General features: G+C 69.9%; 20 protein-coding genes and 1 pseudogene. 11 read left to right on the top strand and 10 right to left on the bottom strand.

The window, feature by feature from the left end; translation table 11 throughout:
- Positions 1–1345 precede the first annotated feature (1345 nt).
- Genes ACI784_RS14685 through ACI784_RS14705 form a run of 5 tightly spaced genes read left to right on the top strand, consistent with a single transcriptional unit; the run spans position 1346 to position 9209 of the window.
- Positions 1346–2893 (top strand): N-6 DNA methylase, encoded by a 1548-nt coding sequence (locus ACI784_RS14685; RefSeq protein WP_457013941.1) that lies wholly within the window; start codon positions 1346–1348, stop codon positions 2891–2893.
- Complete coding sequence (locus ACI784_RS14690; RefSeq protein ID WP_457013942.1) at positions 2890–4404, top strand: type I restriction-modification system subunit M; 1515 nt, start codon at positions 2890–2892, stop codon at positions 4402–4404. The genes ACI784_RS14685 and ACI784_RS14690 overlap by 4 nt, the downstream gene beginning before the upstream one ends.
- Complete coding sequence (locus tag ACI784_RS14695; protein ID WP_457013943.1) at positions 4401–5555, top strand: restriction endonuclease subunit S; 1155 nt, start codon at positions 4401–4403, stop codon at positions 5553–5555. Before ACI784_RS14690 ends, ACI784_RS14695 begins: the two co-directional genes overlap by 4 nt.
- The gene (locus ACI784_RS14700) at positions 5552–8485 is read left to right on the top strand and encodes a type I restriction endonuclease subunit R (protein ID WP_457013944.1); all 2934 of its coding nucleotides are present in this window, start codon (positions 5552–5554) and stop codon (positions 8483–8485) included. The genes ACI784_RS14695 and ACI784_RS14700 overlap by 4 nt, the downstream gene beginning before the upstream one ends.
- A 55-nt stretch (positions 8486–8540) precedes the next feature.
- Positions 8541–9209, top strand: coding sequence for an 8-oxoguanine DNA glycosylase OGG fold protein (locus ACI784_RS14705; RefSeq protein WP_457013945.1), 669 nt, complete (start codon positions 8541–8543; stop codon positions 9207–9209).
- A gap of 79 nt (positions 9210–9288) precedes the next feature.
- On the opposite strand, the gene ACI784_RS14710 is transcribed toward ACI784_RS14705, so the two are convergent.
- Positions 9289–9606, bottom strand: coding sequence for a hypothetical protein (locus tag ACI784_RS14710; protein ID WP_457013946.1), 318 nt, complete (start codon positions 9604–9606; stop codon positions 9289–9291).
- A gap of 242 nt (positions 9607–9848) precedes the next feature.
- Positions 9849–10253: a hypothetical protein gene (locus tag ACI784_RS14715; RefSeq protein ID WP_457013947.1), complete on the bottom strand. Its 405-nt coding sequence runs from the start codon at positions 10251–10253 to the stop codon at positions 9849–9851.
- A 1167-nt stretch (positions 10254–11420) separates the two neighbouring features.
- On the opposite strand from ACI784_RS14715, the gene ACI784_RS14720 reads away from it, so the two are divergent.
- Positions 11421–12875, top strand: a complete 1455-nt coding sequence (locus ACI784_RS14720; RefSeq protein WP_457013948.1) for an FAD-binding oxidoreductase — start codon at positions 11421–11423, stop codon at positions 12873–12875.
- Between the two features lie 111 nt (positions 12876–12986).
- Here the strand turns inward: ACI784_RS14720 and ACI784_RS14725 are convergent, their stop codons facing one another.
- Complete coding sequence (locus ACI784_RS14725) at positions 12987–14507, bottom strand: MFS transporter (RefSeq protein ID WP_457013949.1); 1521 nt, start codon at positions 14505–14507, stop codon at positions 12987–12989.
- Positions 14508–14894: 387 nt separating this feature from the next.
- Between ACI784_RS14725 and ACI784_RS14730 the strand changes: the two genes are divergently transcribed.
- A complete protein-coding gene (locus ACI784_RS14730) occupies positions 14895–15365 on the top strand; it encodes a DUF1707 SHOCT-like domain-containing protein (protein ID WP_457013950.1) in 471 nt (156 codons plus the stop codon).
- Positions 15366–15763: 398 nt separating this feature from the next.
- On the top strand, positions 15764–16831 hold the full coding sequence (locus ACI784_RS14735) for a LuxR C-terminal-related transcriptional regulator (RefSeq protein ID WP_456924138.1): 1068 nt from the start codon (positions 15764–15766) through the stop codon (positions 16829–16831).
- Between the two features lie 25 nt (positions 16832–16856).
- Here the strand turns inward: ACI784_RS14735 and ACI784_RS14740 are convergent, their stop codons facing one another.
- Complete coding sequence (locus tag ACI784_RS14740) at positions 16857–17852, bottom strand: anti-sigma factor RsbA family regulatory protein (RefSeq protein ID WP_457013951.1); 996 nt, start codon at positions 17850–17852, stop codon at positions 16857–16859.
- 353 nt (positions 17853–18205) lie between these two features.
- Here ACI784_RS14740 and ACI784_RS14745 point away from each other — a divergent pair, with 353 nt between their 5' ends.
- Positions 18206–19942 carry an MFS transporter gene (locus ACI784_RS14745; protein WP_457013952.1) on the top strand — a complete coding sequence of 579 codons (1737 nt, stop codon included), beginning with the start codon at positions 18206–18208 and terminating at the stop codon, positions 19940–19942.
- Between the two features lie 149 nt (positions 19943–20091).
- Here ACI784_RS14745 and ACI784_RS14750 read toward each other — a convergent pair.
- The 4 genes and pseudogenes from ACI784_RS14750 to ACI784_RS14765 all read right to left on the bottom strand — a co-directional run.
- Positions 20092–20346: pseudogene (locus ACI784_RS14750) on the bottom strand (GMC oxidoreductase); the annotation flags it as partial.
- Positions 20271–20837 carry a hypothetical protein gene (locus tag ACI784_RS14755; protein ID WP_457013953.1) on the bottom strand — a complete coding sequence of 189 codons (567 nt, stop codon included), beginning with the start codon at positions 20835–20837 and terminating at the stop codon, positions 20271–20273. The gene ACI784_RS14755 and the pseudogene ACI784_RS14750, both read right to left, overlap by 76 nt.
- 267 nt (positions 20838–21104) lie before the next feature.
- Positions 21105–22097, bottom strand: a complete 993-nt coding sequence (locus tag ACI784_RS14760) for an ABC transporter substrate-binding protein (protein ID WP_456924142.1) — start codon at positions 22095–22097, stop codon at positions 21105–21107.
- Positions 22098–22122: 25 nt separating this feature from the next.
- Positions 22123–23457, bottom strand: coding sequence for an SLC13 family permease (locus ACI784_RS14765; RefSeq protein ID WP_457013954.1), 1335 nt, complete (start codon positions 23455–23457; stop codon positions 22123–22125).
- A 180-nt stretch (positions 23458–23637) separates the two neighbouring features.
- On the opposite strand from ACI784_RS14765, the gene ACI784_RS14770 reads away from it, so the two are divergent.
- Entirely contained in the window at positions 23638–24405 is a 768-nt protein-coding gene (locus tag ACI784_RS14770) for an IclR family transcriptional regulator (protein WP_456924144.1), read from the top strand.
- A 6-nt stretch (positions 24406–24411) separates the two neighbouring features.
- Here ACI784_RS14770 and ACI784_RS14775 read toward each other — a convergent pair whose 3' ends face one another.
- Complete coding sequence (locus ACI784_RS14775) at positions 24412–24573, bottom strand: hypothetical protein (protein ID WP_456924145.1); 162 nt, start codon at positions 24571–24573, stop codon at positions 24412–24414.
- Positions 24574–24860: 287 nt separating this feature from the next.
- On the opposite strand from ACI784_RS14775, the gene ACI784_RS14780 reads away from it, so the two are divergent.
- Entirely contained in the window at positions 24861–25052 is a 192-nt protein-coding gene (locus ACI784_RS14780; RefSeq protein WP_457013955.1) for a hypothetical protein, read from the top strand.
- A 12-nt stretch (positions 25053–25064) separates the two neighbouring features.
- On the opposite strand, the gene ACI784_RS14785 is transcribed toward ACI784_RS14780, so the two are convergent.
- On the bottom strand, positions 25065–25682 hold the full coding sequence (locus ACI784_RS14785; RefSeq protein WP_457013956.1) for a hypothetical protein: 618 nt from the start codon (positions 25680–25682) through the stop codon (positions 25065–25067).
- Between the last annotated feature and the right edge of the window lie 82 nt (positions 25683–25764).

Consider the following 25764-nt stretch of genomic DNA (forward strand, 5'->3'; position numbering starts at 1 on the left):
CGGCCGATAGCCGGACAGGGAACGGGGGAGGGTAAACGGTGGCACAAGCACTCCCACTGTGTGCGAGCCGTCCCTTTGCAGAGACCGGCGTGCGTCACCCGTCGGCTGACGGGGCGACGCGCCTTCCGGTGGACTGACACTCGTTGCGCATGGCTGCTCCTTCCCTGTCTTCGCGGCGACCGTTTCTGTGTGGCCAGCACGCGGAGGAAAGGGAAGCACAACGGCATTGCCATCCCTGTTAGTTGAGATGGGCCGCCCGTACCGGCGACGCGAGATGCTCCCGATGTCGTGGACCGTCGCAAGGGGCGTCGTCTCGGGCTTTGCCGGGGTCTTCCTGGTCGTTGGCATGTGATCAAAGTCAGGGAAACGCCGACCGTCCATCCCGCGAAGATGACAAAGATGACGGCGCGCCTCGCATGCATCGCGTCAAGGGTCAGTTATCTTCTGATCGCGTTTACGCAGGTCAAAGCCTTGGCTTCGCTGTCGCCGCCCGCTTCCCTGGTCGGCTGGACGGCCGGCCATCTTCAACGACGAGGTGTCATCTTTGCCGCTGGAAGCGGGACTCAAGTACGAGAAGCCGGACCTGATCCCCGACGGGTCGATGCCCAATCGCAAGCCGATCGCGGCCCGTGAGTTGCCCCTAGCGGGTGACCGTAGAACTTTCGGAGCGCGTACTGGTTCCGACGGAACTCGGTGGTGCCACTCGTGCAACACAACCCTTGATCCTGCTGGGACACGCAGTTTCTGTCAGCCCTGCCAGGTGACGCGTAATGGGATGTCTCAGGCTCAAAGGCGCGCGAACAATGCGATACCGCTTACCCGTGCCGAGGCTGAGGTCATCGTTGCTCGGGCCGACGCCGTGATGAACGCCCTTGCTGCGGCCACAGTTCACTTCGAACGGCCATACATGAACGGCGGGTGGGTCGACCGACTCATGCTCGCCACGAAGGACCTCGTCCGCGACGTGGGCCCCCTCAGGCAGAAACTGGCCCCACCCTCTCCGCCCCGCGGGCCGCGACGAAGCGGGGCCTGAACTCGCGACCTCCCTGGTGAGCAGGCCGCGGTATCGCCCGGCCGCCCGGCAGGGTCCTGAGCATGCACGGAGCGACGCGCTTCACAGAAGATCGGTCGGCTGCTGGTGAGGACGAGACGCCTGCCCCCTATGGGGCAGGCGAACGGGTCGCCATCTCCCGGCTACCTCAACCTGTCGGCTGGCGCGGCTACGGTCGCGATGTGCCGACGCGGCAACTGCAGGTAACCATGGGCGGGAGCGGTGACGTAGTGACCCTGGCGGGAGAGTCTGGTTGCGCGGGTGCGCGCGCATGAGGCTGGACATGGGGCAGAAGTGACCGAAGAGGAAGCGCGATCACTGGCACTCGCCAGCATTCCGCAAGTCGGTGCGCCACTAACATTGTCGGAACTAGAAAGCCATCTGGCTGCTGCTGCCGACCTGCTTCGCGGCGCGATCGACCAGTCGGACTTCAAGGCGTTCATCTTCCCGCTGATGTTCTTCAAGCGGATCAGCGACGTGTACCTGGAGGAGTACGCCTACGCGTTGGCTGACTCAGGGGGCGACCACGAGTTCGCCGCCTTCGCCGAGAACCACCGGTTCGCCATCCCCGAAGGCGCCCTCTGGGAGGACGTCCGTTCTCGGACTGAAAACGTCGGGCAGGCCCTAGTTACCGCGTTCCGTGGCATTGAGAAAGCGAACCCTGACACGCTCTACGGCATTTTCGGCAACGCGCCCTGGACGAACAAGGACAAACTCTCCGACGCGCGCCTGCGCGATCTCATTGAGCATTTTTCGTCCAAGCCGCTGACCAACGCAGCCGTATCTCCGGATGTCTTCGGGCAGGCGTACGAGTACCTCATCAAGCGCTTCGCAGACCAGTCGAACAAGAAAGCCGGGGAGTACTACACCCCGCGCTCCGTCGTCGGGCTTCTCGTTAACATCCTTGACCCGCAGGAGGGCGAGACGGTCTACGACCCGGCGAGCGGTACCGGCGGCATGCTGATCGAGGTCATCGAGCATGTGAAGCAGAACGGCGGCCGACCCCAGTTGCTGTGGGGCAAGTTATTCGGCCAGGAGAAAGTGCTGGCCACGTCCGGCATCGCCCGCATGAACATGCTGCTGCACGGGGTCGAGGACTTCCAGATCGTTCGAGGCGACACCCTGCGTGACCCAGCCTTCTTCGACAAGGACCGCCTCGCCCGGTTCGACTGCGTCATCGCCAACCCGCCGTTCTCACTGAAGAACTGGGGCGACCAGGAGTGGTCAACCGACAGGTGGGGGCGCAACGCGCTCGGCGGCGTCCCGCCGAAGGGTTACGCCGACTGGGCCTGGGTCCAGCACATGCTCACCTCCGCGTCCCCGGAGACGGGGCGTGTCGCCGTCGTCCTGCCGCAGGGTGCTCTCTTCCGCCAGGGCGCCGAAGCACGCATCCGCGAGCACGTCTTGAGGGCCGACAAGATCGAGGCTGTCATCGGCCTGGCGCCCAACTTGTTCTACGGCACGGGGTTGGCCGCGTGTGTCCTGATCTTGCGTCAGCAGAAGCCGGTCACGACCAAGGGGAAGGTCCTGTTCGTTAACGGCGAGACGTTGTTCAAGAGAGGCCGCAACCAGAACACTCTTGAGTCAGGTCACGCCGATACGTTGTTGGACGCGTACCAGTCCTTCGTTGACCGACCGGGCCTCGCTCGCGTTGCATCGCTGGACGCCATCGCATCGAACGGCTTCAGCCTCAACATCCCGCTCTACGTCGAACCACCCGTTGAAAGCGAGCAGACGACGGTCAAGCAGGCGCTCGCTGAACTCGAAGTAGCGCAGAGGGCCGCAGCCGAGACCCGCGCTGCTCTGGACGTCGAACTCGCGAAGTGGGGGCTGAGCGCATGAGTAACGCATCAAAGACCCCTCAGCGCATCACCCAGCGTGAACTGGAGTCGTACCTGTGGGGTGCTGCCGTTCTCCTGCGCGGACTCATCGACGCAGGTGACTACAAGCAGTTCATTTTCCCGCTCGTCTTCCTGAAGCGCCTTTCTGACGTCTACGACGAGGAGCGCGCCGCGGGGCTCGCCATCTACGGCGACGAGGAACTGGCCGACCTGCCAGAGAACCACCGCTTCGCCATCCCGGACGGCGCTCACTGGGAAGACGTTCGCGCTGTTACGAAGAACAAGGGTGCAGCCTTGCTGAAGGCCATGCGTGCCATCGAAGCGGCCAACCCCGACGCCCTGTACGGCGTCTTCGGTGACGGCGACTGGGGCAACAAGGACTTGCTCCCCGACGCCACTCTCAACGACCTCGTCGAGCACTTCTCGACCAAGACTCTGTCCGTGGAAAACCTGCCCGAGGACGAACTCGGTCAGGGGTACGAGTACCTGATCAAGAAGTTCGCCGACGACTCCGGGCACACCGCGCAGGAGTTCTACACCAACCGCACGCTCGTGCACCTGATGACGCTGATGCTCAAGCCCGAGCCGGGCGAGTCCGTGTACGACCCGACCTGCGGCACGGGAGGCATGTTGATCTCGGCTGCCGCGGAGGTGAAGCGTCAGGGCAAGGAGTGGCGCAACCTGCGGTTGTATGGCCAGGAACTGAACTACGGCACGTCCGCCATTGCACGCATGAACCTGTTCCTGCACGGCGTGGTTGACGGGCACATCGCCCACGGGGACGTTCTTGGCTCACCCGCACTTCTTGACACCGATGGGCGTCTCCGCACTTTCGACGTAGTGCTTGCCAATCCCCCCTACTCCATCAAGTCGTGGAATCGTGATGCGTTCGCCAGCGACCCATTCGGGCGGAACACCTGGGGTATTCCTCCGCAGGGTCGCGCCGACTACGCGTTCTTCCAGCACATCGCGGCCAGCCTCGACCCAAAGACGGGACGCGCAGCCATCCTGTTCCCTCACGGTGTGCTCTTCCGACGCGAGGAGGCTGCGCTACGCGAGGCTTTGGTCAAGTCCGACCTCGTCGAGTGTGTGCTCGGACTCGGCCCCGGCCTCTTCTACAACTCGCCGATGGAAGCGGTCGTCATCACGCTCCGCAGTCGCAAGCCGGACAACCAGCAGGGCCGCGTTCTCTTCATCAACGCCGTGAACGAGTTCGCCCGGAAGCAAGCACAGTCGTTCCTCCGTGGTATTGACCAGCAGAAGATCCTGGATGCTTACGAGGCGTTCACTGACATCCCCGGCTTCGCCGCTGTAGCAACCCTCGACCAGATCGCCGAGAAGAAGCACAGCCTCGCCATCCCGCTCTACGCCACCGGCTCGACTCTGGGCGAGGACGAGGCGCCGTCCGTAGGGATCAGTGCTGCCGTAGCCGGGTGGCGAACCGCCGCGGAGCAGGCAGATGCCGCCGTAGCGGACGTGATCGCCATGCTGCGCAAGGAGGCTGCCGAGTGAACCTGAACCTCGGTCAGAGCGCCTGGAAGCGCGTGGCGCTAGGTGACGTCGCCGATGCCTCGAAGGAAAAGGTCGACCCGGCTGGTGGGTCAGTCACTCGCTACGTGGCGGGCGAGCACATGGACACGGACGACCTGAAGATCCACAGGTGGGGCCAGATCGGGGATGGCTACCTTGGACCAGCGTTCCACCGCCGGTTCAGGCCCGGGCAGGTGCTGTACGGATCGCGTCGTACATACCTCCGCAAGGTCGCGGTCGCCGACTTCGATGGTGTCTGCTCGAACACCACTTTCGTCGTTCAGCCGAGGGACGATCAACGGCTACTGCCGGAGTTCCTGCCCTGGATCATGACATCGGAGCCGTTTCACGCCTTCGCCGTTTCGGAGTCGAAGGGTTCGGTGAACCCGTACGTCAACTGGTCCGACATCGCGCAGTATCAGTTCGATCTCCCGCCGGTCGATGAACAGAAGCGGATTGCGGACCTTCTGTGGGCAGCGGAACGGCACCGCTTGGCAGTAGCGGAGCGCGATCGCCTCGTTGAGAGTGCCATCGAGGCGCGCTTGGACGAGTGGTGGACCTCGATGAGAAGGCAGCCAATCGCACAGATCGCTGAGTGTGTCACTGGCTCTACGCCGTCGCGAAGTCGTCCAGACTTCTGGGACGTCCCTGAGGTTCCCTTCGTCACGCCCAGCGAGATCAATGGTCGGTACGCCGATGAGCCGAAGCAATGGGTTAGTTCTGCGGGGGCAGCAGCCGGGCGGGTAGTACCAGCCAACACAGTCGCGGTTGTTTGCATCGGCGGCGCGCTTGGCAAGGTCGCTGTCCTCGGTCAGAGAGGGATCACCAACCAGCAGATCACTGGCATCACAGGACTGGCCGAGGATGACGCAGCCTTGATGCAGACGTTGTTGGCGCACAAGCGAGGCCAAGCCGCTCTGGAGGCCCGTGAGTCCACAACGATCGTCAGAAAACTGAACAAGAGCGATCTCATGAAAATCGAGGTCCCATGGCCGAACGCTGCCGAGCGAGCGGCGTGCCTCTCCCTAGTTGAGGCGCGCGAGATCGCATCCGGCGCTTCGCGCGCCAGCGCTGAGGGGATGCGCTCAATGGTCGCGGCCATCCAAGAGTCCGTTTTCGGGAGGCGCGCATGACGTTCAACGAGGCCAACACCGTCCGTGACTTCGTGCGTGACCTGGTTACTTCCGTCGATGTTCACTTCGTGCCGGGCAGCGACCTACCCCGCACGACCAGCAGCGTCCTCCTGGAAGCCCAGGTGAAGGCGGCGCTCATCCGGCTGAACCCGGAGATCGAGGCGGAGCCGAGCCGCGCTGACGAAGTGCTGCACCGGCTGCGGGCACTCATCTTGTCCGCGCGACAGGGAAGCCTCATCGCGGCGAACGAGGAGTTCGCAGCCTGGCTCAAGGGCGACCGCTCGATGCCGTTCGGCCCGGGCGGGGCGCACACGACAGTCAGGTTGATCGACTTCGACCCCACAGAGCCGTCGGCTAACCAGTGGATGGTCTCGACCGAGGTCACGTTTACGAGTGGACGGGTGGAGCGACGCTTCGACCTGGTGCTGTGGTGTAACGGTTTCCCTCTCGTGGTGGGTGAGGCGAAGTCCCCCGTTCGTCCTGCGTACTCCTGGGTCGACGCCGCTGCGCAGGTGCACGATGACTACGAGAAGAACGTGCCGCAGTTCTTCGTGCCGAACGTCTTGTCGTTCGCAACGGAGGGCAAAGACTTTCGCTACGGGTCGGCCGGGATGCCGGTCGGCATGTGGGGGCCGTGGCGCGAGGAGGCGGACGGCGACGCGCCGGTGAAGGTCGGGCTGGCTACCGTGAAGGAGGCCGTCCAGGGAGTGCTGTCCCCAGGGGCGGTTCTCGACTTTCTGCGGTTCTTCACGCTGTTCGCCACCGACAAGAAGCACCGCAAGATCAAGGTCATCGCTCGCTTCCAGCAGTTCCAGGGAACGAACCTGATTGTCGAGCGAGTGTTGCTTGGGCGGATCAAGAAGGGCCTCATCTGGCACTTTCAGGGCTCCGGCAAGTCGCTGCTCATGGTGTTCACGGCGCAGAAGTTGCGTGCGATGGCGGGGCTCACCAACCCAACCGTGCTGATCGTCGTGGACCGCATCGACCTCGACACCCAGATCACCGGCACGTTCACCGCCGCGGACGTGCCAAACCTCGTCTCCACCGACAGCCGCGCGGAACTGCAGCGGCTGCTTCGTGACGGTGCGCGGAAGGTCATCATCACGACGATCCATAAGTTCGCGGAAGCACCCGGTGTCCTGGATGACCGGGACAACATCATCGCAATGGTGGACGAGGCCCACCGAACCCAGGAGGGCGACTTCGGGCGCAAGATGCGCGAAGCGCTGCCTAACGCGTTCCTCTTCGGACTCACCGGCACGCCGATCAATAAGCGGGACCGGAACACCTTCTGGGCGTTCGGCTCGGATGAGGACAAGGGTGGCTACCTGTCCCGGTACACCTACCAGGACTCCATCCGCGACGGCGCCACGCTGCCGCTGCACTTCGAGCCCCGCCTGAGCGAGATCACCGTTGATCAGGAGGGCATCGACGAAGCCTTCACCGAACTTGCCACGCGACACGACCTCTCCGACGCCGAGAAGACCGCCCTGTCCCAGAAGGCGGCCTCGCTAGAGACGCTGATCAAGTCCCAGGACCGCGTACAAAAGGTCGCCGCAGACATCGCGGAGCACTTCGTGTCGAAGGTTGCTCCGAACGGCTTTAAGGCACAGGTCGTCGTCTACGACAAGGCCGCGTGCGTGGCCTACAAGGCCGCCCTCGACACTCACCTCGGCCCTGACGCCTCCGCCGTTGTCATGAGCATCGACGCGCGCGACCCGCAGGACTGGAGGGACCGCTTCGGCCTCGATAAGGACGCGGAGGCGAAGTTGCTCGCCCGGTTCAACGATGCGTCGGACCCGCTCCAGATCATCATCGTGACCGCCAAACTGCTGACCGGGTTTGACGCACCGATCCTGCAAGCCCAGTACTTGGACAAGCCGCTCCGCGATCACACCCTCCTTCAGGCGATCACTCGCACGAACCGGACGTACGCCGAGATGGACAAGACGCACGGGTTGGTCATCGACTACCTCGGGATCTTCGACGACGTCGCGCAGGCCCTGCTCTTTGATGACAAGAGCGTCCAACGGGTCATCACGAACATCGCCGAGTTGCGGAACCAACTGCCCGCCGCGGTAGCGACAGCGCTGTCTTTCTTTCCCGGCGTGGACCGTACGGTCGGTGGCTACGAGGGGCTCATACAGGCTCAGGCGGCGCTGGCGGACGACGAGACCAAGGATGCGTACGCGCTCGCGTACAGCATCGTCGGTCAGTTGTGGGAGGCACTGAGCCCTGATCCGATTCTCAGCACCCACGAGACGGACTACCGGTGGCTCACTGACGTGTACGAGTCGGTCAAGCCGACCGACCTCACGGGGCGCCTCGTCTGGCACTCGCTGGGTGCGAAGACCCTCGACCTGATCAACGAGCACGTGACGGTCGAAGTCCCGCGGACTGACCTGGACACCATTGTTCTTGACGCTCAGGTGATCGAAGACCTGGCATCCGGCAAGGAACGTGAAGGCACGGTCGAAGAACTTGAACGGCAGATCACGGCCCGAATCGCCAAGCACATCAACAATCCCAAGTTCGTCGAACTGGGCAAGCGGCTCAACGATCTCCGCGACAAGTACAGCCACGGGCAGCAGGCCAGCCTGGACTTCCTCAGAGAACTCTTCGCGCTCGCGCGCGACACTGTGGCGGCCGAGAAGGAGGTCGCCGAAGTGCCTCGCGAGGAGCGCGGCAAGGCTGCCCTCACGGAACTGTTCGAGTCGCTGAAGGACGCTGAGACGCCGGTCATGGTGGAGCGGGTCGTGAACGACGTCGACCAGGTGGTGAAGTCCGTCCGGTTCGAGGGCTGGCAGAACACCACCGAGGGGGACCGGCTGGTGCAGCAGGCTCTTCGGAAGACGCTCTACGTGAAATACAAGATCCGCGACAACGACATCTACGAGCGGGCGCTCGGCTACATCCGTGAGTATTACTGAGCACGGCCGAACGACCATCGGTCCACGACCATCGTCCTAGAAGCAAAGGTCACCCATGCCGCCGCTCCAGATTCCGTCCGAAGATGAAGTGCTCGGGCAGGGCTTCCCGTTCAAGCCGGAGTGGTGGCGCCGCTACGTCGAGCCGCCGTGGTGGCCCGAGGCGCTGGACCGGCTCCCCGAGGTCCCAGGGCGCCCTGGCTACAGGCGGATCGCTCGCCGCGACGTGTTCGGTCTGTCCGTCGACCCCACGCCGGAGGGCCGGGTGGGCCTCTTGCTCGGCGCGTACATATGGGGGACCGGCGAGAGTGCATTCATCGTCGGGCGCCGAGTCCGCTCCTTCACGCGCACCCCGTTGGAGACGGTTGGAAAGCGCCTAGTGGCCGCCGCCGATTTGATGCATACCGCCGGGCCAGTCGCCGCTTACGAGAGCCTGCTGTCGCGGCAGGCCAACCACGTCAAGTTCCTGGGACCTGCCTTCTTCACCAAGTACCTCTACTTCGCGGCCGGACTAGAGCCCACCATGCAGCCCCAGCCCCTCATCCTCGACAAGTTCGTTGCTCGCGCTCTCAACGCCAACTTCGGCGGCTGGGCGCTGCGAGATAACGGTTGGTCCGGTGCCACCTACGGCCGATACCTCCGCCTCGCTGCGGACATCGCCGAACAGGAAGGGCCTCCTGCCACTCCCGCCGGTGTCGAGTTGGCCCTCTTCAGGGCGCGTCCCTGATCTTCCCTATCCGGGTCCTGGCCCCTTGCGGCCGTCGCGCGGAGCCGGTCAGCGTCGGAATCATCCGAGGCGGCGTATCTCAGTCCCAGTCGATGCCGATGTCCAGTCGAGGCTGCCGTGCGCACTCGGCGTGGTCGGCGAGAAAGACCCATGCGTCCTCGGCGTCGCGTACGGGTCGCCACCAGGCGATCGCGAACACTTCGGGCATCGTGAGTCCCTCTGGGGGCTGATCCAGTCGGATGGCGTCGAGGCGAGCATCCCTGCAGGGGGCGCACACACCGGCCAGGGATGTGTCCCAGTAGTCCTCGGCGTCCTGGTCGAGCGGCACGATGGCCCGTAGGCCGTCGTCAGAGACAAACTCATGGGCCAGGACGAGAAGGAACCGGAGCGTCGCCACGTCTGGTGGCATGTCTCCGGATGTACCGAAGGTTCGGCGGTCAGCCACGGATGCCCTTGACTGCTGAGACCCGCTCCGGCCCGCCTGTCATGAGGGCCGGAGCGGGCGCCCGAGCCGCTTGGTGCTCAGTTCGGGCCGCCTCCTGGGCCGTCGGTCATCCGGTCCAGGAGCCGATGTGGGTTGGGGTCGTCGATGTGGGGAGCGGCTCACCTGTGTGCCACTCGTAGTCGTATCGATCGCCGTCAGAGCGTCAAGCACGGCTGCGGTTCGACCGAGACGGCGACCTGAACGTAGTGGTGCTCATCCGCGATTACGCGGAAGTGCACGCCGCCGCTAGGTATCTCGGAGGGCCGCCCAAGATAGCGGAACACTGACGTGATCACCTGCGTCAAGTCGGGGGCTGTCAACGGCTCGGCCGACCGAAGTCGTGAAAGCGAGGGCTTGAACGAGTCACCCTCGTCGGTGGTCATCATCAGAACGACCTCGGACTCACTTAGCCAGAGGGGGGCCGCGCGGCCTTCGATCCGCGTCTCATCGACAGTGTTCACGGCGACGCGCTCGTGCATCCCCAGCCACGCAGCGGGCAGCGACCCTCCGCTGCCGTCCGGCAGCCTGGAACAGGTGCATTCGGTGGTCGAGTCAGTCATGGCGTCCGTCTCATCTGTCTCGTTGATCGACTCATCCGTGCGGCGCAGGGGAAGTTGGCAACGCGTCCCACGCATTCCTTGACGAAAGGTATGCGCTTGACTATTTGTATGCGAATGGGTCGGCTGGGGCTTCTTCAAGCATGTCTCAGTCGCGCATGAATGGCTAGCGCTTGCGCCATCCCGATCCATCGGCGCGTCTCCATCGCCGGACGTGCCGACGACCTCGGACCCTCGGCGTTACGCGGGGCAGCGGCACATCGGGTCGTTCGGGCTTGGCGTCGACCAGTCATCCGCCCACCCGGGCGGACGCCGCGGGAGTTGTCAGGTTCGGCCAAGTGCTGTAGTCCGTGCCCGCGCGAGCCTCGCCCGCCGCAGCGCCGCTGGGCGGAAAGCGATCCGCAACGTCGTGGAGCGGTGCCGCGCTGCGGGCACCAACACTGCGGCGGTTGTTGCGTTGCGTGCGCGCGTGGACCTCGCCAGAGCGACACGTTGTCCAGGTCCCAAGAGGATGGGGCGCCGGGCGGGCCGTGTGGAGGGGTATGAGGTGGTCGGCACGCTCAAGCCGTGCCGTTCGGTGCCGACACTTAAGGTGAGGTGCTCCCTGAGGGCCGACCGGACGCATGTCGTCCGACCTGTCATCCGACTGTCGTCCGACAATGTAGTCGGCCAGCAGATGTCCCGGCTGGCGCGGTCAGCGATGTCCTGACTCCGGTCGGCCTCGTCCCGAGCCGGGGCGGCGGAACACCGCCGGGGCTGGCTCGACCTGTCCAGTGGCCCGGTCCCTCGTCAAGGGGACCGGGCCACTGGACGTTCGGGACAGGGAAGGGCGACCCGGGGAAGGGAGAGTTGCGGGAGATACGCGCCTGCCCGCTCGCGGGCACGACTGCCGGAACGACAGCGTCGCGGGACTCCGTGCCTCCGAGCTCGGCTGCCGAACCTCTCTGCACGCGGTGCGCCCTGTGGTTCTGTCCTGGCCCGTGGCGCGGCCGTGACCCCACGGTGGACCGGCTGTGCCGGGAGTCATCACACGCCGGGACGCGTCGGTCGGCTGCCGCGGCGAGACGCACAGGGGTGTTCGACAACTGACTGTGTGCGACGGTGCCCTCTGGCTTCCCGAGCTGTCACACGGCATCGAGAGGCGGATCACGAGCCCGCAGGGAGACTGCCATGCCGCTCGATCGCTCTGCTCTCACCCGGATCACCCGGTCGGTTGCTGGAGAGGTGCTGCAGCCGGCCGACGAGAGGTTCGCCGCTGCACGGGCCGAAGCCATCTGGAACGGCGCCATCACGCGGCAGCCGGCGCTCATCGTGCGGCCCGACTCGTCCGAGGACGTCATGCGGACGGTTGCTCTTCTTCGCGAGGAGGGGGCGGACTTCACGGTGCGCGGCGGCGGTCACAGCGGTGCGGGGAACGCCGTGGCAGATGACGCGGTCATGATCGAGCTGTCCCGCCTGGCCGAGGTTCGGGTGGACCCGGACGCGCGCCGGATCCACGTGGGAGGTGGCGCGACGTTGGCCGCCGTTGACGGTGCGACCGCGCCGTACGGTCTGGCCGTGGTCGGCGGCACGGTGAGTCACACGGGCGTGTCGGGCCTGACGCTCAGCGGCGGCCTGGGCTGGCTGACGTCCCAACAGGGGCTGGCCTGCGACAACCTGGTGTCCGCGACCCTGGTCACCGCCGACGGGCGCACGGTCACCGCCTCTGAAGAGGCCGAGCCTGATCTGTTCTGGGCCCTGCGTGGCGCCGGCACCAACTTCGGGGTCGTGACCGAGCTCGTGTTCGTCCTGCACGAGGTCAACCCGATGGCCAACCTGGGCATGTTCTTCTGGCGGCCGGACGACGGCTTCGAGCCGCTGCGTTTCGTCCGCGAGTACCTGTTCGAGCTGCCTGCGGGGATCGCGGGTGCCGTGGTCGGGATGTCCGCGCCGCCGGAGCCGTTCGTACCGGAGGAGTATCGCGGGGTCAGGGGAGTCGCGGTCATGGTCGCCGGCTGGGGCAGCGCCGAGGAGCACGCCGCGGCAGTCCGACCGTTGCGCGAGCGCAACCCGCTGTTCGAGATGGTCACTCCGATCCCGTACGTGGCGCTGCAGCGGATGCTCGACGACGCCAATCCGTGGGGTATTCGCGCCTACGACAAGGGGCTGAACCTGGATGAGCTGAGCGATGATGCCCTCCAGGTCATCCTGGAGCGGCTTCCGCGCCTGCGGTCGCCGCTGTCCTACGTCCCGATGTTCCCGCTAGGCGGCAGGTACAGCGAGATCTCCGACGAGGCCACGGCATGGGGCAGCCCCCGACGCCCCCACTGGGCGCTGGCCCTCTTGGCCCTTGCTCCCGACGACCCGACCTACACGGCTGACCGGGACTGGGTCCGCGACCTCTGGCAAGCCTTGCGCCCATACGCGCCTGACGACGGGACGTACCTGAACTTCGAAGCCGACACCGACGAACGGCGCGTGCGCGCGTCCTACGGCGAAGGCAAGTACCGTCGCCTCGCCCAGCTCAAGGGCACCTGGGATCCGGAGAACGTCTTCCGACACAACCCCAACATCGTGCCCGCCACAGCCGGCCTCCCCTCACCCCGCGGAGCCGCGACCGCGCGGGGCGAACAGACCGTCCGCTGACGACGTGCACCGCGGCGGCTCTCTGCATGGTCGCGGACACGGGCGGAGCACCGGTGACTCGAGGCGGAGACGGCCGCCGCGGCGCAACCGTCCACCCCCGGACGACCGGGCTCAGACGGGCGGTTCTCCGCCGCCACGGGCCGCGGCGACCGGCGCGGGGACCGCCGTCAGGGCCGGGTCGACGCCCGCCGGCTCGCCCGCACCTGCGGGGTCCTCCTCCCGGGCCGCCGCGTACGCCGCACTCAGCCGCCGGTAGGCCGGGCTGGCGAACGCCGCCAGGACGGCGAGGACCCCGATCAGCCCGGTGACGACGAAGACCAGCGCGATGCCGCGGTCGGGGCCGGTCCCGAACCAGCCGCCGATCGCCCGCGCGCCGGCGCCGTCGGTCATGAACGGGATGACGAGGAACTCCGTGAGCGGGGCCATGAGGAAGGCGGTCAGCGGGGACGCGGCCTGCTCGACGCTCTGGGCGAAGCCGAACACCCGGCCCTGCCGCTCGTAGGGCACCACCCGCTGCAGCACCGTCTGCTCGGCGGCCTCGGCGAAGGGCATCACGGTCATGAACACGGCCATCGCCACGGTCAGTGTGACCACCGAGGAGGCCAGCGGGAACAGCATCGTGCCGGTCCACATCGCCACGTCGACCAGCAGCAGCACCCGGATCGGGCGGCTGCCCAGACCGATCCGGGCCACCAGCAGCCCACCGATGATCAGCAGCGCGGACAGCCCGCCCCACAGCAGCCCCCACGCCTGCACCGACATCAGCGACAGGCCGTAGGGGTCCATCAGCGCCATGAAGGCGCCACCGAGGAAGTTGTTGAAGCAGCTGAACAGGATCAGCGGCAGCAGCCCGGGTACGCCGCGGACCAGGCGGAGTGTCCCGCGCAGGTCGACGCCGGACCCGGCTGGCGGGCCGTTCCCGGCCCCGGCGAGCGGCGCCGCCCCGTCCCCGGCCTCGGCGAGCTGCGCCGCCCCGTCCCCGGCCCCGGCGAGCGGCGCCGCCCTGTGCTCGGGCACCTGGACGCGGGTCAGGTGCACCACCGACAGCACCAGGACGGTCAGAGCGAGCGCGAGGACGGCGGTCATGCCTCCGAAGGCGATCAGCAGCCCGCTGATCACCGAGGTGACCAGCATGGACAGGCCGGTCGCCGATCCGACGAGCCCGTTGGCCCGGTCCCGCCGGTCCGCCGAGACCAGCAGCGTGACCAGCGTCGGCAGCGCGATCGTGCGCGGGTTGCCGGCGATCACGCCGAGCATGAGCAGCACGACGAAGCACCACAGCGGCAGGCTGGCCGCCGTCCGGAACGACTCCTCCGGGGTCAGCTGGTACACCGCCAGCGCCAGCGCGTACAGGACGGTCGACGCACCTGCCGAGGCCTGCAGGACGGCGTGCTTGCGGTGGTGGTCGACCAGGCTGCCGAACCAGATGCCGGTCCCGGCCGTCGCGACCAGGAAGATGCCGGCGATCATCCCGGTGGCGAACACCGACCCCGTCTCGAGGAACACCCAGAAGGTGACCGCGAACCAGACGGTGTAGTTGACGACCGACACCAGCAGGTTGTTGACCAGCAGGTGGGCGAAGACCCGCTCGGGTCCCGAGCGCAGGTCGAGTGCGGGAGCCCGGTCGGCCACGGTGTCCTCCTCCGTCGGCACCGGGGTCCGCGGGCGGGGCCCGGTGCCGGTGCGGTCTCCAGATGAGACCGCGCGGAGCGGGCGCGCTCATCGGTGCACGCCGATGTTGCCTGCACCGCGTCGTCCGGTCAGCCGGGTCCCCCAGGCAGGACCGGAGGAGATCCGTGGGCGTGACGCGACGTCCGGTCCCGGGACGCACCGCGCAGCGGCTGCGGGACCAGGCGGGCGGCGTCCGGCTCGCGGAACGACACCGGCCCCATGCACGGCGCAGCCGTCGCGCCGGGCCGTGTGCCGTCGCGGACCTGCGCGGGCCGGATCCGGCCCGGTACCCGGGGGTGCGGGTGCAGGCTGTGGCCCTCTCCGCGTCGCGCCCCGAGAGGAGCAGCCATGCCACCCCTGATCGACACGGACACCGCGACCACGTCCACCCCGCGGATGCGCGCGTCGGACGCCGACCGACTGGCCACCGTGGAGCGCCTGCAGGACGCGGTGGCCCGCGGCCTGCTCGGTCCGGATGAGGGCAGCGAGCGGATGGCCGAGGCCTTCGCCGCCGTCCACCTGACCGACCTCGACCCGCTCACCGAGGACCTCCCGCCGGCGCCGCCCGGGCGGACGGCGCCGGGCTGGCGGTCGATCGGGGCGCTCGCGGTCGAGCAGTTGCGGGCCTCCCTGACCACCGCCACCGGCGGGTTGAGGGCGGCGCGCGTGGGGGTCGTGCTCCTGGTCGCCGCTCTCTTCCTCGTCCTCGTCGGTGCCCTGAGTGGGGCGGCGCTGTCCGACGGCGGTGGGGACGGCGGGGGCGGGGACTGGCACGAGGACTGGCACGACGACTGGGACGACGACTGGGACGACGACTGACCGCTCGGCGATCGCGGCGTCGTACGGGGCGAGAGCGCTCCGCCGCCCCAGGCCTCGGCTCAGCCCGGAGCGGGGGAGGGGGGAGAAGTTGGCCTGCTCCGCGCACGGGGGCCGACTGGTTGACCGCTCCGCGTCGTTGCGGAGGGGGACTCCCCGGAGGGTCTGCTACCCCCGGACGAGGCCGCCACGCGCGGACGGTAGGTGTTTTTACGGGTTCTTTGAGAGGCATGGTGCTCGTGGAGGCGTGTGCTCGCTTCCGGTCCCGCGGTGGACGATGATCCTCTGAGTCGACACCGGACGACCGCGGCACCCGCGCTGAGACGTGGCGAGGGGTGGACGTTCCGAGTTGGTGTGGGAACGACGAGGCGACGCCGCCAGCGCCCGGAGTCGGGACGTCGATGGACCATGCCGAGATCCTCCGCGACTTCACCCGCCTCGCCGCCGAACCGGGCGGGCTGGCGGAGCGCGCCGAGGCGCTGCTCACGCTGCTGCAGCGGGTGGTGCCCTTCGACGCAGGCGCGATCAGCCTGCTGCTGCCCGACCAGGACGTGCACGCGCTGGTCGCCGGTACCGGCTTCGGCGAGCGGATCCGGCACTACCTGGTCAGCCCCGCCCTGCTCGCCGACGTGGACGTGGTCGGCCTGCGCCGATCGCACCGGCCGGTGCGGCTGGGGGACCTGGTGGTCGCGCCGTCGGAGCTCATCGGGTGGTCCGAGTACCTGGAGCCGGCGGGGTTCCGCGACGGCATCGTCGCCGGGCTGTTCACCGCCGAGGGCGACTACCTGGGGGTGCTCGGCCTCATCACCGAGGCGCCGGGCCGGATCACCGATGCCGCCCGGGACCTGGTCGGGCTGCTCGCGACGCCGATCGCGACCGGTGTGGACCCGTGGCGGTCCCTCGCGGCGATCGCCCGCGGCGTCGAGCCTGCCACGGCCGGGATCGTCCTGACCCCCTCCGGCGGGGTCCAGCCGCTGCCGGGACTGCCTGGCCACCGACTGCTCGAGGCGGGATCCGGCGTCCTGGCGGCCGCCGCCTCGCAGTTGGCCGAGGGGGGCTCCCTGGTCTCGTTCCTCGCTCCGCCCCCGGCCGTCGCGGGCGACGGCGTGGCAGCCGACGGTGCGGGGACACACGTGCGGATCACGGTGATGGCCGCTCCGCCGGACGTGCGGTTCCTGGCCAGCGCGGTCGTCCTCACCGGCCCGGCCGGGGAGCTGTACGGGCTCAGCGCGCAGGAGCTCCAGGTGCTCGGGCTGCTGGTCACCGGGGCGTCCAACGAGCGGATCGCGACGGCCCTGGGCATCACGCGGCGAACCGTGGACGGGCACGTCGACCACGTGCGGGCGAAGCTGGCCGGGCGGTCCCGCACCGCCGCGGCCGCGCGGGCCCTGCGGCTGGGCCTGTTCGTGCCACCGGCCCTGTTCGTCCGCCGGTCGGCCCGTGTCCCGGGAGGACGGCCACCGGCCTGAGCGGGGTCCGCGGCGGAGCGGGAGGTCAGAGCGGGTGCGGCCGGTCGCCCGCGGGTTCGTCGTCCGGGCCGGGGAGGCGGCCACCGCGCAGCCGCACCGTGAAGCCGCCGGTGTCGGTGAGCAGGGCGATGTCGACGGAGGGGAACTGGTGCGCCAGCCACAGCCCGAGTCCCGCGCCGGCCGTGCCCTCGGGGGCGGGGACGAGGCCGGTGAGGGGGTCCGTCGGCCCCGGGCCGGTGTCGTGCACGTGCACCACGGTTCGGTCGGGGCCCGTCCAGGCCCGCACGGTGACCGGCCGGCGCCCGTACAGCTGGGCGTTGAGGACCGCCTCGGAGAGCGCGAACAGCAGCTCGTCGGACGTCGCGGCGTCGACCCGCCCGCGCGCCGCCGCAGCGACCCGCCGCCGGACCTGCCGCAGCGGAGCGTCGGTCAGCGTGACGGCGGGGCGGGTCCCCTCCAGCGGATCGGCCGCCGGGGGCAGGGGCGCGAAGTCGGGGACCGTCTCGTACCGGAGGCTGGTCGCGACGCCGCCGTCAGCGCTGAGCAGCCGGGGGTGGGTGCGTGCCACGACGTCCCGCACGGCGTCGGCCACGGTGGTGGCGTCGTACAGGCAGCGGCTGTACACCGGGTAGTCCTGCCAGGTGACGTTGACCGCGGACTCGTACCGGTCCCAGCCGGCGAACCGGCCACCGTTGCCCTCGTGCGGGACGTCGCCGGCGATGCGGATCTGCTCGGCGCCGGTCGCCACGTGCTCCTCGAACTGTTCCCGGTAGGCCTCGATGGCGCGCGCGGGTGTGGCGTACAGGCTGCTGTCGCCGATGAAGGTGACGGCCTCCGGTCGGGGCAGCGACGCGCGCAGCAGGTCGCACTTGCGCTCGTCGTAGCCGAGCACCACCGGCTCGCCCGCGGCCAGCCCGTCGGTCACGAAGGGCACGATCAGCGCCAGGAACTCCTCGTCGGAGGCGTAGAAGCCGGCCTCGTGGACGTGCCCGACGCACCCTCGCGCCCTGCCGGTCCTCATGGCTGCGCCGCCGATCGTGCACAGCGCAGGACCTCGTGCGCGCAGCACTCGGCACCCCGTGGACCACGGCTCTCGGCGGAGCCCGCGCGACCGGAGGGACGCACAGCCCTAACGCTACGCCCGCCCGGACGGCGTGCGACCACGGTCCGGCTCCTTTCCGGATCCGCCGGTCGGCACGCAGCCCTCCGCGCCTACGACCCCGCTCGGCAGCGCGTCGGGAACGGCAGACGGCGATCGGCACCCGCGACGCCGCCACCTGGTGGCGCCCGCCCGGCGACCCGGGGTGCGAGGACCGGCGTGGCTCGTCCGGCGCGGGTGATGCCGGACGGCGGTGCCTCGGCGACCGTGCCGGGATGACCGTTGCCGTCGGTCTCGAGGCGAGGACCGCACCGCGGCGGGCGGGGCTCGTCCTGACCGCGCTGATCCTGGTCGCCGCGGTGGCCAACCTGAACCTGTCGGTGGCGAACGTGGCGCTGCCGTCGATCGGCCGGTCCTTCGACTCCGGCCAGACCGCCCTGGACCTGATCGCGGTGGGCTACTCGCTGGGCCTGGCCTGCTCCGTGCTGTGGCTGGGCGCGCTGGGCGACCGGTACGGGCGCAAGCTCATGCTGCTCTCGGGCACGATCCTCGCCGTCCCGATGTCGCTCCTGGCGGCCTACGCGCCGAGCGACGTCGTGCTGTTCGCGGCCCGGCTGGGCGGCGGCGTGGCGGCCGGGATGGCGTACCCGACGACCCTGGCGCTCATCACCGCCCTCTGGACCGGGCCCGGCAGGACGAAGGCGATCGCCCTGTGGTCCGGCGTCGGGGGAGCGATCGCCGCCCTCGGCCCGGTCTGCTCCGGACTGCTGCTGAGGCACTTCTGGTGGGGATCGGTCTTCCTGCTCACCCTGCCGCTGGCCGTGCTCGCCGTCGGCATGGCGTGGACGCTCGTGCCGTCCCACGTCAACGAGGCCACCGGAGCGGTCGACAACTGGGGCGGCCTGATGTCGCTGGTCCTCGTCGGCTCGCTGATCCTGTCGATCAACTTCGCGCCGGTGCCCGCCGCCGGGACCCTCACCCTCCTGCTCGCCGTGGTCGCGCTGGTCGCCCTGGTCGCCTTCGTCGTCCGGCAGCGGCGTGCGCGCGAACCGCTGTACGACCTGGCGGTGGCCGCCCGGCCGACCTTCTGGGTGGCCGCCTGCGCCGGGATCATCGTGTTCGGCTCCCTCATGGGCGCCATGTTCATCGGCCAGCAGTTCCTGCAGAACGTGCTGGGCTACTCCACGCTCGCCGCGGGGCTGGCGATCCTCCCGGCCGCGGCGCTGATGGTGCTGGTCGCCCCCCGGTCGGCGGCTCTCGTCGAGGCCCGCGGCGCCCGCTTCGCGCTGCTGAGCGGCTACGCCTTCGTGCTGCTCGGCTTCCTGGTGATGCTGCTGCTGTGGCGTGAGGACGCCGGCTACTGGCGCGTGGGGCTCGGCTACGCCCTGGTCGGGATCGGGGTCGGCCTGGCCGGCACCCCCGCCTCGCACTCGCTGACCGGGTCGGTGCCGGTGCGCCGGGTCGGCATGGCCTCGGGCACCGCCGACCTGCAGCGGGACCTGGGCGGAGCGGTCATGCAGTCGGTCTTCGGCGCGCTGCTCACCGCCGGTTACGTCTCGGCGGCCGGCGCCGAGCTCGCCGCGGCGGGGGCGGACGTCCCCACCAGCGTGCAGAACGAGCTGACCAAGTCCTTCGCCAGCGCCGCCGACACCGCGCAGCGGTACCCGGCGCAGGCCGACCAGATCGTGGCGGCGGCCGAGACCGCCTTCCTGCAGGGCGACCAGTGGGCCTACCTGGCCGGGATCGTCGCCGTGCTGCTCGGGGCGGCGCTGGTGTTCTTCGCGTTCCCCCGGCGGGACCAGGAGCGCCGGCTGCTCGCCGGCTACCGGGACGACGACGCGCCGCCCGCCGGCGCGGCTGCAAGGACCGATCGGGAGGCCGCGGGGCCCGACGTCCCCACACCGCGCACGCCACCCGAGCCCTCGGCCGGCGGCAGGCGGCACCGTGCGGACGAGCGCACGCCCGGCGGTGTCCCGGCGCAGGAGCACCAGGGCCCCGAGCGGGAGGGGTAGGGAGTCGTCCACGCCGTGGCCGGTCGAGCGGCCGGCGGCCGAGCGGCCGTCTCGACCCCGGGCGAGGACTGGGGCTGCGGAACCGCCCGGGTGCCCGCGCCCGCGAGTCGTTCGAGCAGGTGGTCGCCGACCCGCAGCGCGTTCGCGATCGCGGTCAGCGAGGGGTTCACCGCGCCGATGCTCGGGGAGAAGCTCGTGTCGGCGACGTGGAGGTCGTCCAGTTCGTGCGCCTTGCAGTGCGGGTCGAGCCCCGAGGTCGCCGGGTCCGTGCCGAACCGGATGGTGCACGGCGGAGAGCTGGAGAGCTCCTCCCGCTGACCTCCGGCGGCTACCTCAGGGCGGCGCTCCGCCGGCTGGCCATCCGCCGCTGGACCGACCACCCGAAGGCGCTGAGCACCAGCCACGCCGCGCCGCTGACGACCGCCTCGGTCGCGGTGTCCGGCGTGCGCAGGAAGCCCAGCGTGTCCGGCCAGATCCGGGCCACCCCGCTGAGGGCGAGCGCGGCGCCACCGAAGGCGCAGGCCCAGATGACGGCGGCCTCGCGGTAGCGCTGGGTGGCCAGGCCGGTGAGCACGGCGACCGCTCCGGTGAAGAGGACCGCCAGGACGACGTTGCCGTCGTCCTCCTCCAGCAGCCCGAAGAGCTTCGCGCCGATCACCGCGCCGGCGATCGCCCCGGTGAAGAACAGCGCCGCCCGGAACACGACGGTGGCCAGCACCCAGGCCACCACGGCGGTGCAGAGGGCGACGACCGCCGCGACGCCGGGCGAGGCGCCGAACGCCTCCGCCAGCAGCCAGCCGAGGGCGAAGCCGGACGACAGCACCGCCAGGTGGATCGAGAGCAGCCCGGCGAAGCACAGCAGCAGGCCGACGACGGCCACGCCGACGCCAGTCACGCCGCGCGCTCCGCGGGACGCGGTGCCGGGACGTGGGTGGCCGTGTCCGGCCGGTTCGCGCTGCTCGCCATCCCGGGCCCTCCCGTCGGCGCTGTCCGGGGAACTCTCCGGGGGCCCGGGCCGGTCCGGCGTCACCCCCGGAGGGTGAGTCCGCACGCCGTCCGACCCGGCGCGACGGCGACCCGTGGGCGATGAGGGTCACCGCCTGACGCGACGGCGCCCCGGCCCCGCGAGGTGCGGGACCGGGGCGCCCGGGTGCGCGGGTGCTCAGACGACGACCGCGGCCAGCGACTCCGGGGCGAACAGCTCCTCGGGCTCGTACCGCCGCGGCGAGAGGCCCTGCTCGTGGTGGTAGCGCAGGAACGTCTCGAGCGTGGTCCGGTTGGCCTCCAGGCCGTAGGGCCACCAGTCCTCCCCGAGCGCGGTCCGGGTGCGCTCGACCTCGGCCCACAGCCACGGCAGGGCGTAGCGCAGCGCGGCGGTCTCACCGACGCCGGCCAGGCCGACGTCCTTGGCCGCGCCGCAGGCCTTGACCAGCTCGCGGGCCAGCCAGCGGTGCTGCTCGTAGACCTCCCGGCGGATCACCAGCGTGTGCATGATGGGGAAGATGCCGGTGCGGGCGTGGTACTGCCGCTCGACCTCGGCGGCGTCGCCGAACAGCCGCCGGATGCCGCCCCCGCCCGGGGTGTTGAACGGACCCGGGTTGCGGGCGCTGTAGACCGCGTCGAGCTCGCCGTCGAGCAGCAGCTGGGACAGCGTCTCGGACGACCCGATCGGGGTCACCTCGACGCCGGCCGGCAGCTCCAGCTGCACCTTCTCCGTGCGGCCCGGCTCGTCGAGGCCGCCGGTGCGGTAGCGCACCGACTCCACCGGCAGGCCGTGGTGCTCGGCGAGCGTCCCGCGGATCCACACCGACGCGGTGATCTGGTACTCGGGCACGCCGACGGTCTTGCCCGCCAGCTCGGCCGGGTCCTTGATCGGCGAGTCCGACCGGACGTAGATGCCGCTGTGCCGGAAGGCCCGGGACGGGAAGACCGGCACCGCGACGAACGGCGCTCCCCGGCCCAGGGTCATCACGTAGCTGGACAGGGACAGCTCGGCGATGTCGAACTCACCGAACTTGAGCATCCGGAAGAACGTCTCCTCGACCGGCAGGTCGAGGAAGTTCAGCTCCGCGCCGCCGACGCGGACGGTGCCGTCGCGCAGCGCCTGCATGCGGTCGTAGGCCTGGCAGGCCATCGTGAACACGGGTGCGGCCATGGGGGCGCTCCTCTCGGGGTGGGGATCAGCCCAGCTGGGCGGGCAGGACGAAGAGCAGGACGGAGGCCAGCGGCGCGACGACGATCATCGTCAGGCCGAAGGTGAGCAGCTTGCGCGAGACCGAACGCTGCTGGTCCTCGGGTGCGCTGGCCACGACCAGGGCGCCGACCGAGGAGAACGGGCTGGCGTCGACGACGGTCGCGGACAGCGCGATCGCGATGAGCAGCGCGGTGGGGGAGAGGTGGCCCAGGGCCATCAGCGGGATCGCGAGCGGCACGATCGCGCCGATCACCCCGGTGCTGGAGGCGAACGCCGAGACCAGCGCGGCCACCCCGCAGAGCAGGAGCGCGCTGACCACCGGGGAGCCGACGCCGGCGACGCCCTCACCGATGCGCGTGATCGTGCCGGCGCGGTCGAGCACCTCGATCAGCGTGACCAGGCCACAGACCAGCAGGATGACGTTCCAGCTGATGTGCGCGGTGTTGGCCTTGCGGGGGAACACCACGTGGACGGCGACGGCGGCCACGATCGCCAGCATGCCGATGTCCCAGCCGAGGACGAGGGAGCCGAGCGCCACCAGTGCGATCGCGACCAGCGTGGTGGCCCGGGCGGCGTCCAGCCTGGGGCGGAGCATCACCGGCGCCGTCGTCCTGACGACCGTCGCGGCACCGCCGCCGCCGGTGCCGGCGGAGGGCGCCGACTCCAGCGGGGTCCCGCCGCCGTCGGTGGCGCGCACCGCGTCGCCCAGCCGCTCGCCGGTGGCCCGCAGGCCGCCCAGGACGACGTAGACGGCGACGGCGAGGACGACGTTGAACGCCAGGGTCCCCAGCCACAGGGTGACCGGGCTGACGTCGAAGCCCTCGCCGGCCACGGCCTCGTTGGCGATGATCCCGAGGGTGGACAGCGGCGAGAAGGTGCCCGCGCCGACGCCGGTGACGACCATCAGACCGGCCAGCAGCGGGCGGATGCCGAACTCGCGGGCCAGGCTGATGCCGATCGGGGCCATGATCCCGGCGGCGGCCTGACCCGGCGCGCCGGCCGAGGTGACCGCGGCGGTGACCGCGAAGAGCAGCAGCGGCACGACCCGTGCGTTGCCGCGGACGAGCCTGGCCATCGACATCACCAGCCACTCCGTCGTGCCGTTGGCCGCGGCGACGGAGAACAGGTAGGTGATGCCGAACAGCAGCGTGAAGAGGTTGGCCGGGAACCCCGACAGGATCGTGGGCACGTCCTCACCGAGCACCAGCGTGCCGAGGGCGAAGGCCCCGACGAGCGCCAGCGCGCCGATGTTGACCGTGCTGATCGTGCCGACGAGGAACACGGCGAGCAGTACGACGACAGCGAGGACGTCGATGGACACGTTGCCTCCGCGAACGGGCGTCCGGGCACTCCGGACGGCAGGGGGAGGGGCGGGCGGACTGCCCGCGCCCGGGTGAGGTGCCGGGGGTCGACGCCCCGGCCACTGCGCTCCATGGGACCCGGGTCACTGTGTCCCGGACAACAGCCCTCCCTATAGTCGGGAGGATCGGAGGTGGTCCGGGTGCCCGGAACGGGGTCGCGCAGCGTCGCGTCCAAGGTCTGCGCAGTGCTCGACGCGATCGGTGCCGCGCCCGCCGGCCTGTCGGCGACCGAGGTGAGCCGGGAGACCGGCATGCCGCTGTCGACGGCCCACCGGCTGGTGCAGACGCTCGCGGCCTGGGGCGGCCTGGAGCGGCAGCCGGACGGCCGGTACCGCGCCGGGCTGCGGCTGTGGGAGGTCGCCGCCTCCGCGCCCCGGGCCAGCGCGCTGCGCGACACCGCCCGGCCGTTCCTCGAGGACCTCTACGAGGCGACGGAGCAGAACGTCCAGCTGGCGGTGCGGGACGCCGGCGCGGCGCTGGTCGTGGAGCACTTCGCCACCCGGTCGGCGGTGCGCACGGCGACCCGCATCGGCGGCCGGCTGCCGCTGCACGCCAGCGGGGTCGGGCTGGTCCTGCTCGCCTGGGCGCCCAAGGAGGAGCAGGACGCCGTCCTCGCCGGCCCGCTCGAGCGCTACACCCCCAACACGGTCACCGAGCCCGGCCGGCTGCGCCGCGTGCTGGCCGAGGTCCGGCGGTCGGGCGTGGCCGTGGCCACGAGCACGATGCCGCTGCCGGCGCTGGCCGTCGCCGCACCGGTGGTCGGCCGCGGCGGGGTCGTCGTGGGCGCGGTGTCGGTCGTCGTCCCCCCGGAGGACACCTCCGCGCCGAGCTACGTGCCCGCGGTGATCGCGACCGCGCGCGGGGTGTCCCGGCAGCTGGCCGGCGTGCCGGTGGCCACGCGCCGGTGACCCGGGTCAGAGGCGGTTCTTCTGCTTCCCCCAGCCGAACACGGCGGTGGCCACGAAGAACAGCAGACCGATGACCGCCAGCCAGAACAGGCCCTCGACCACCGCGCCGATGACGGTGATGACCAGCCAGATGACCAGCAGGAGTCCGAGTAGGCGGAGCACGGTCATCTCCCAGGGGGACGGCGGTCGGGGTCGTCATCCCCGACCCTAGGCCCTGAGGGGCCGCCCACCAGGGCCGAGCGGCCCCGCCACGAGAGAGGAGCCCGCACCGTGCTCGACGACCTCGACGCACTGCTCGCCGACGTCAGCCAGGAGGTGGGCGCCCTGGTGCGGGGCGCCGACGAACTCGTCCGGCGCACCGACGCGGACGTCGTCCGCGTCGTCTGGCCGCACCAGAAGACGTCGGCTACGGCGTCGGCCCGAAGAAGACCACCGAGCACTACGCCTACCTCGCCGTGTACGGGCAGGTGCTCAACCTCGGCTTCAACCACGGCGCCGGGCTCGACCACGGCGGCCTGCTCGACGGCACCGGGAAGTCGTTCCGCAAGTTGCGCGTCCACGGCACCGAGACGCTGCAGGACCCGCGGGTGGCCGGCCTGCTGCGCGCCGCCCGGGCCGAGCGCCTCGCCGCCCTCGGCCGCACCTGAGGGGGGCAGCCGTCAGCGCTCCAGGTCACGGATCTCCTGGTCGAACGTGACACCCACCACGAGGCCGTAGGGGATCCGCACCACGCCGCCGTGAGGCAGCGTGCAGACGGCGGTGCCCCGTTGCCAGACGCGCTTCCAGTCGAGAACCACCTCGACGGCGGTCCGGCCGGGGACCGTCACCTCGATCTCCTCCTCGAAGAGGTTCTCCTCCTCCCAGGTCTTCGCGTACCTGCCGGAGACGGCGGACGTGACCTCGGCCTTCAGATCCACCAGCAGGCCAGGGGTGAGGCAGAGCCCGCTGGCCGTGGACTCGGAGCGCTCCACCTCGACGTCGCACCGGCGTAGCCAGCGGTGCGTGGCGACCATCCGGCGGACGGACGTGACGTCGCTGCGCGAGTTGTCGATCACTCGTGCCTCGCGGCCGAGCGGCTCGAGGACCCGCGCGGTCTCCCGGAGGGTGACCGTCGTAGCCGTCTGCGGTGGTGGCCGGACGTCGGCTTCCGGGGCGAAGACGCGCCATTCCCCGAGGCACCTGGGGCACTGCGCGATCGCCCCTCTGTCGATGAACGGCGCGAGGGCGAATCGCGAGATGGGCGTGCCGTCGGGGCGCCGGTCTCGCGTCAGGACCACGCGGTTGCAGTGCGGACACCGGAAGGTCAACTCGTATCGCTGTTGTTCCCGGGACAAGCCGAACATCGACGTCCTCCTCGGA

The organism is Geodermatophilus sp. SYSU D01186 (assembly GCF_054050215.1).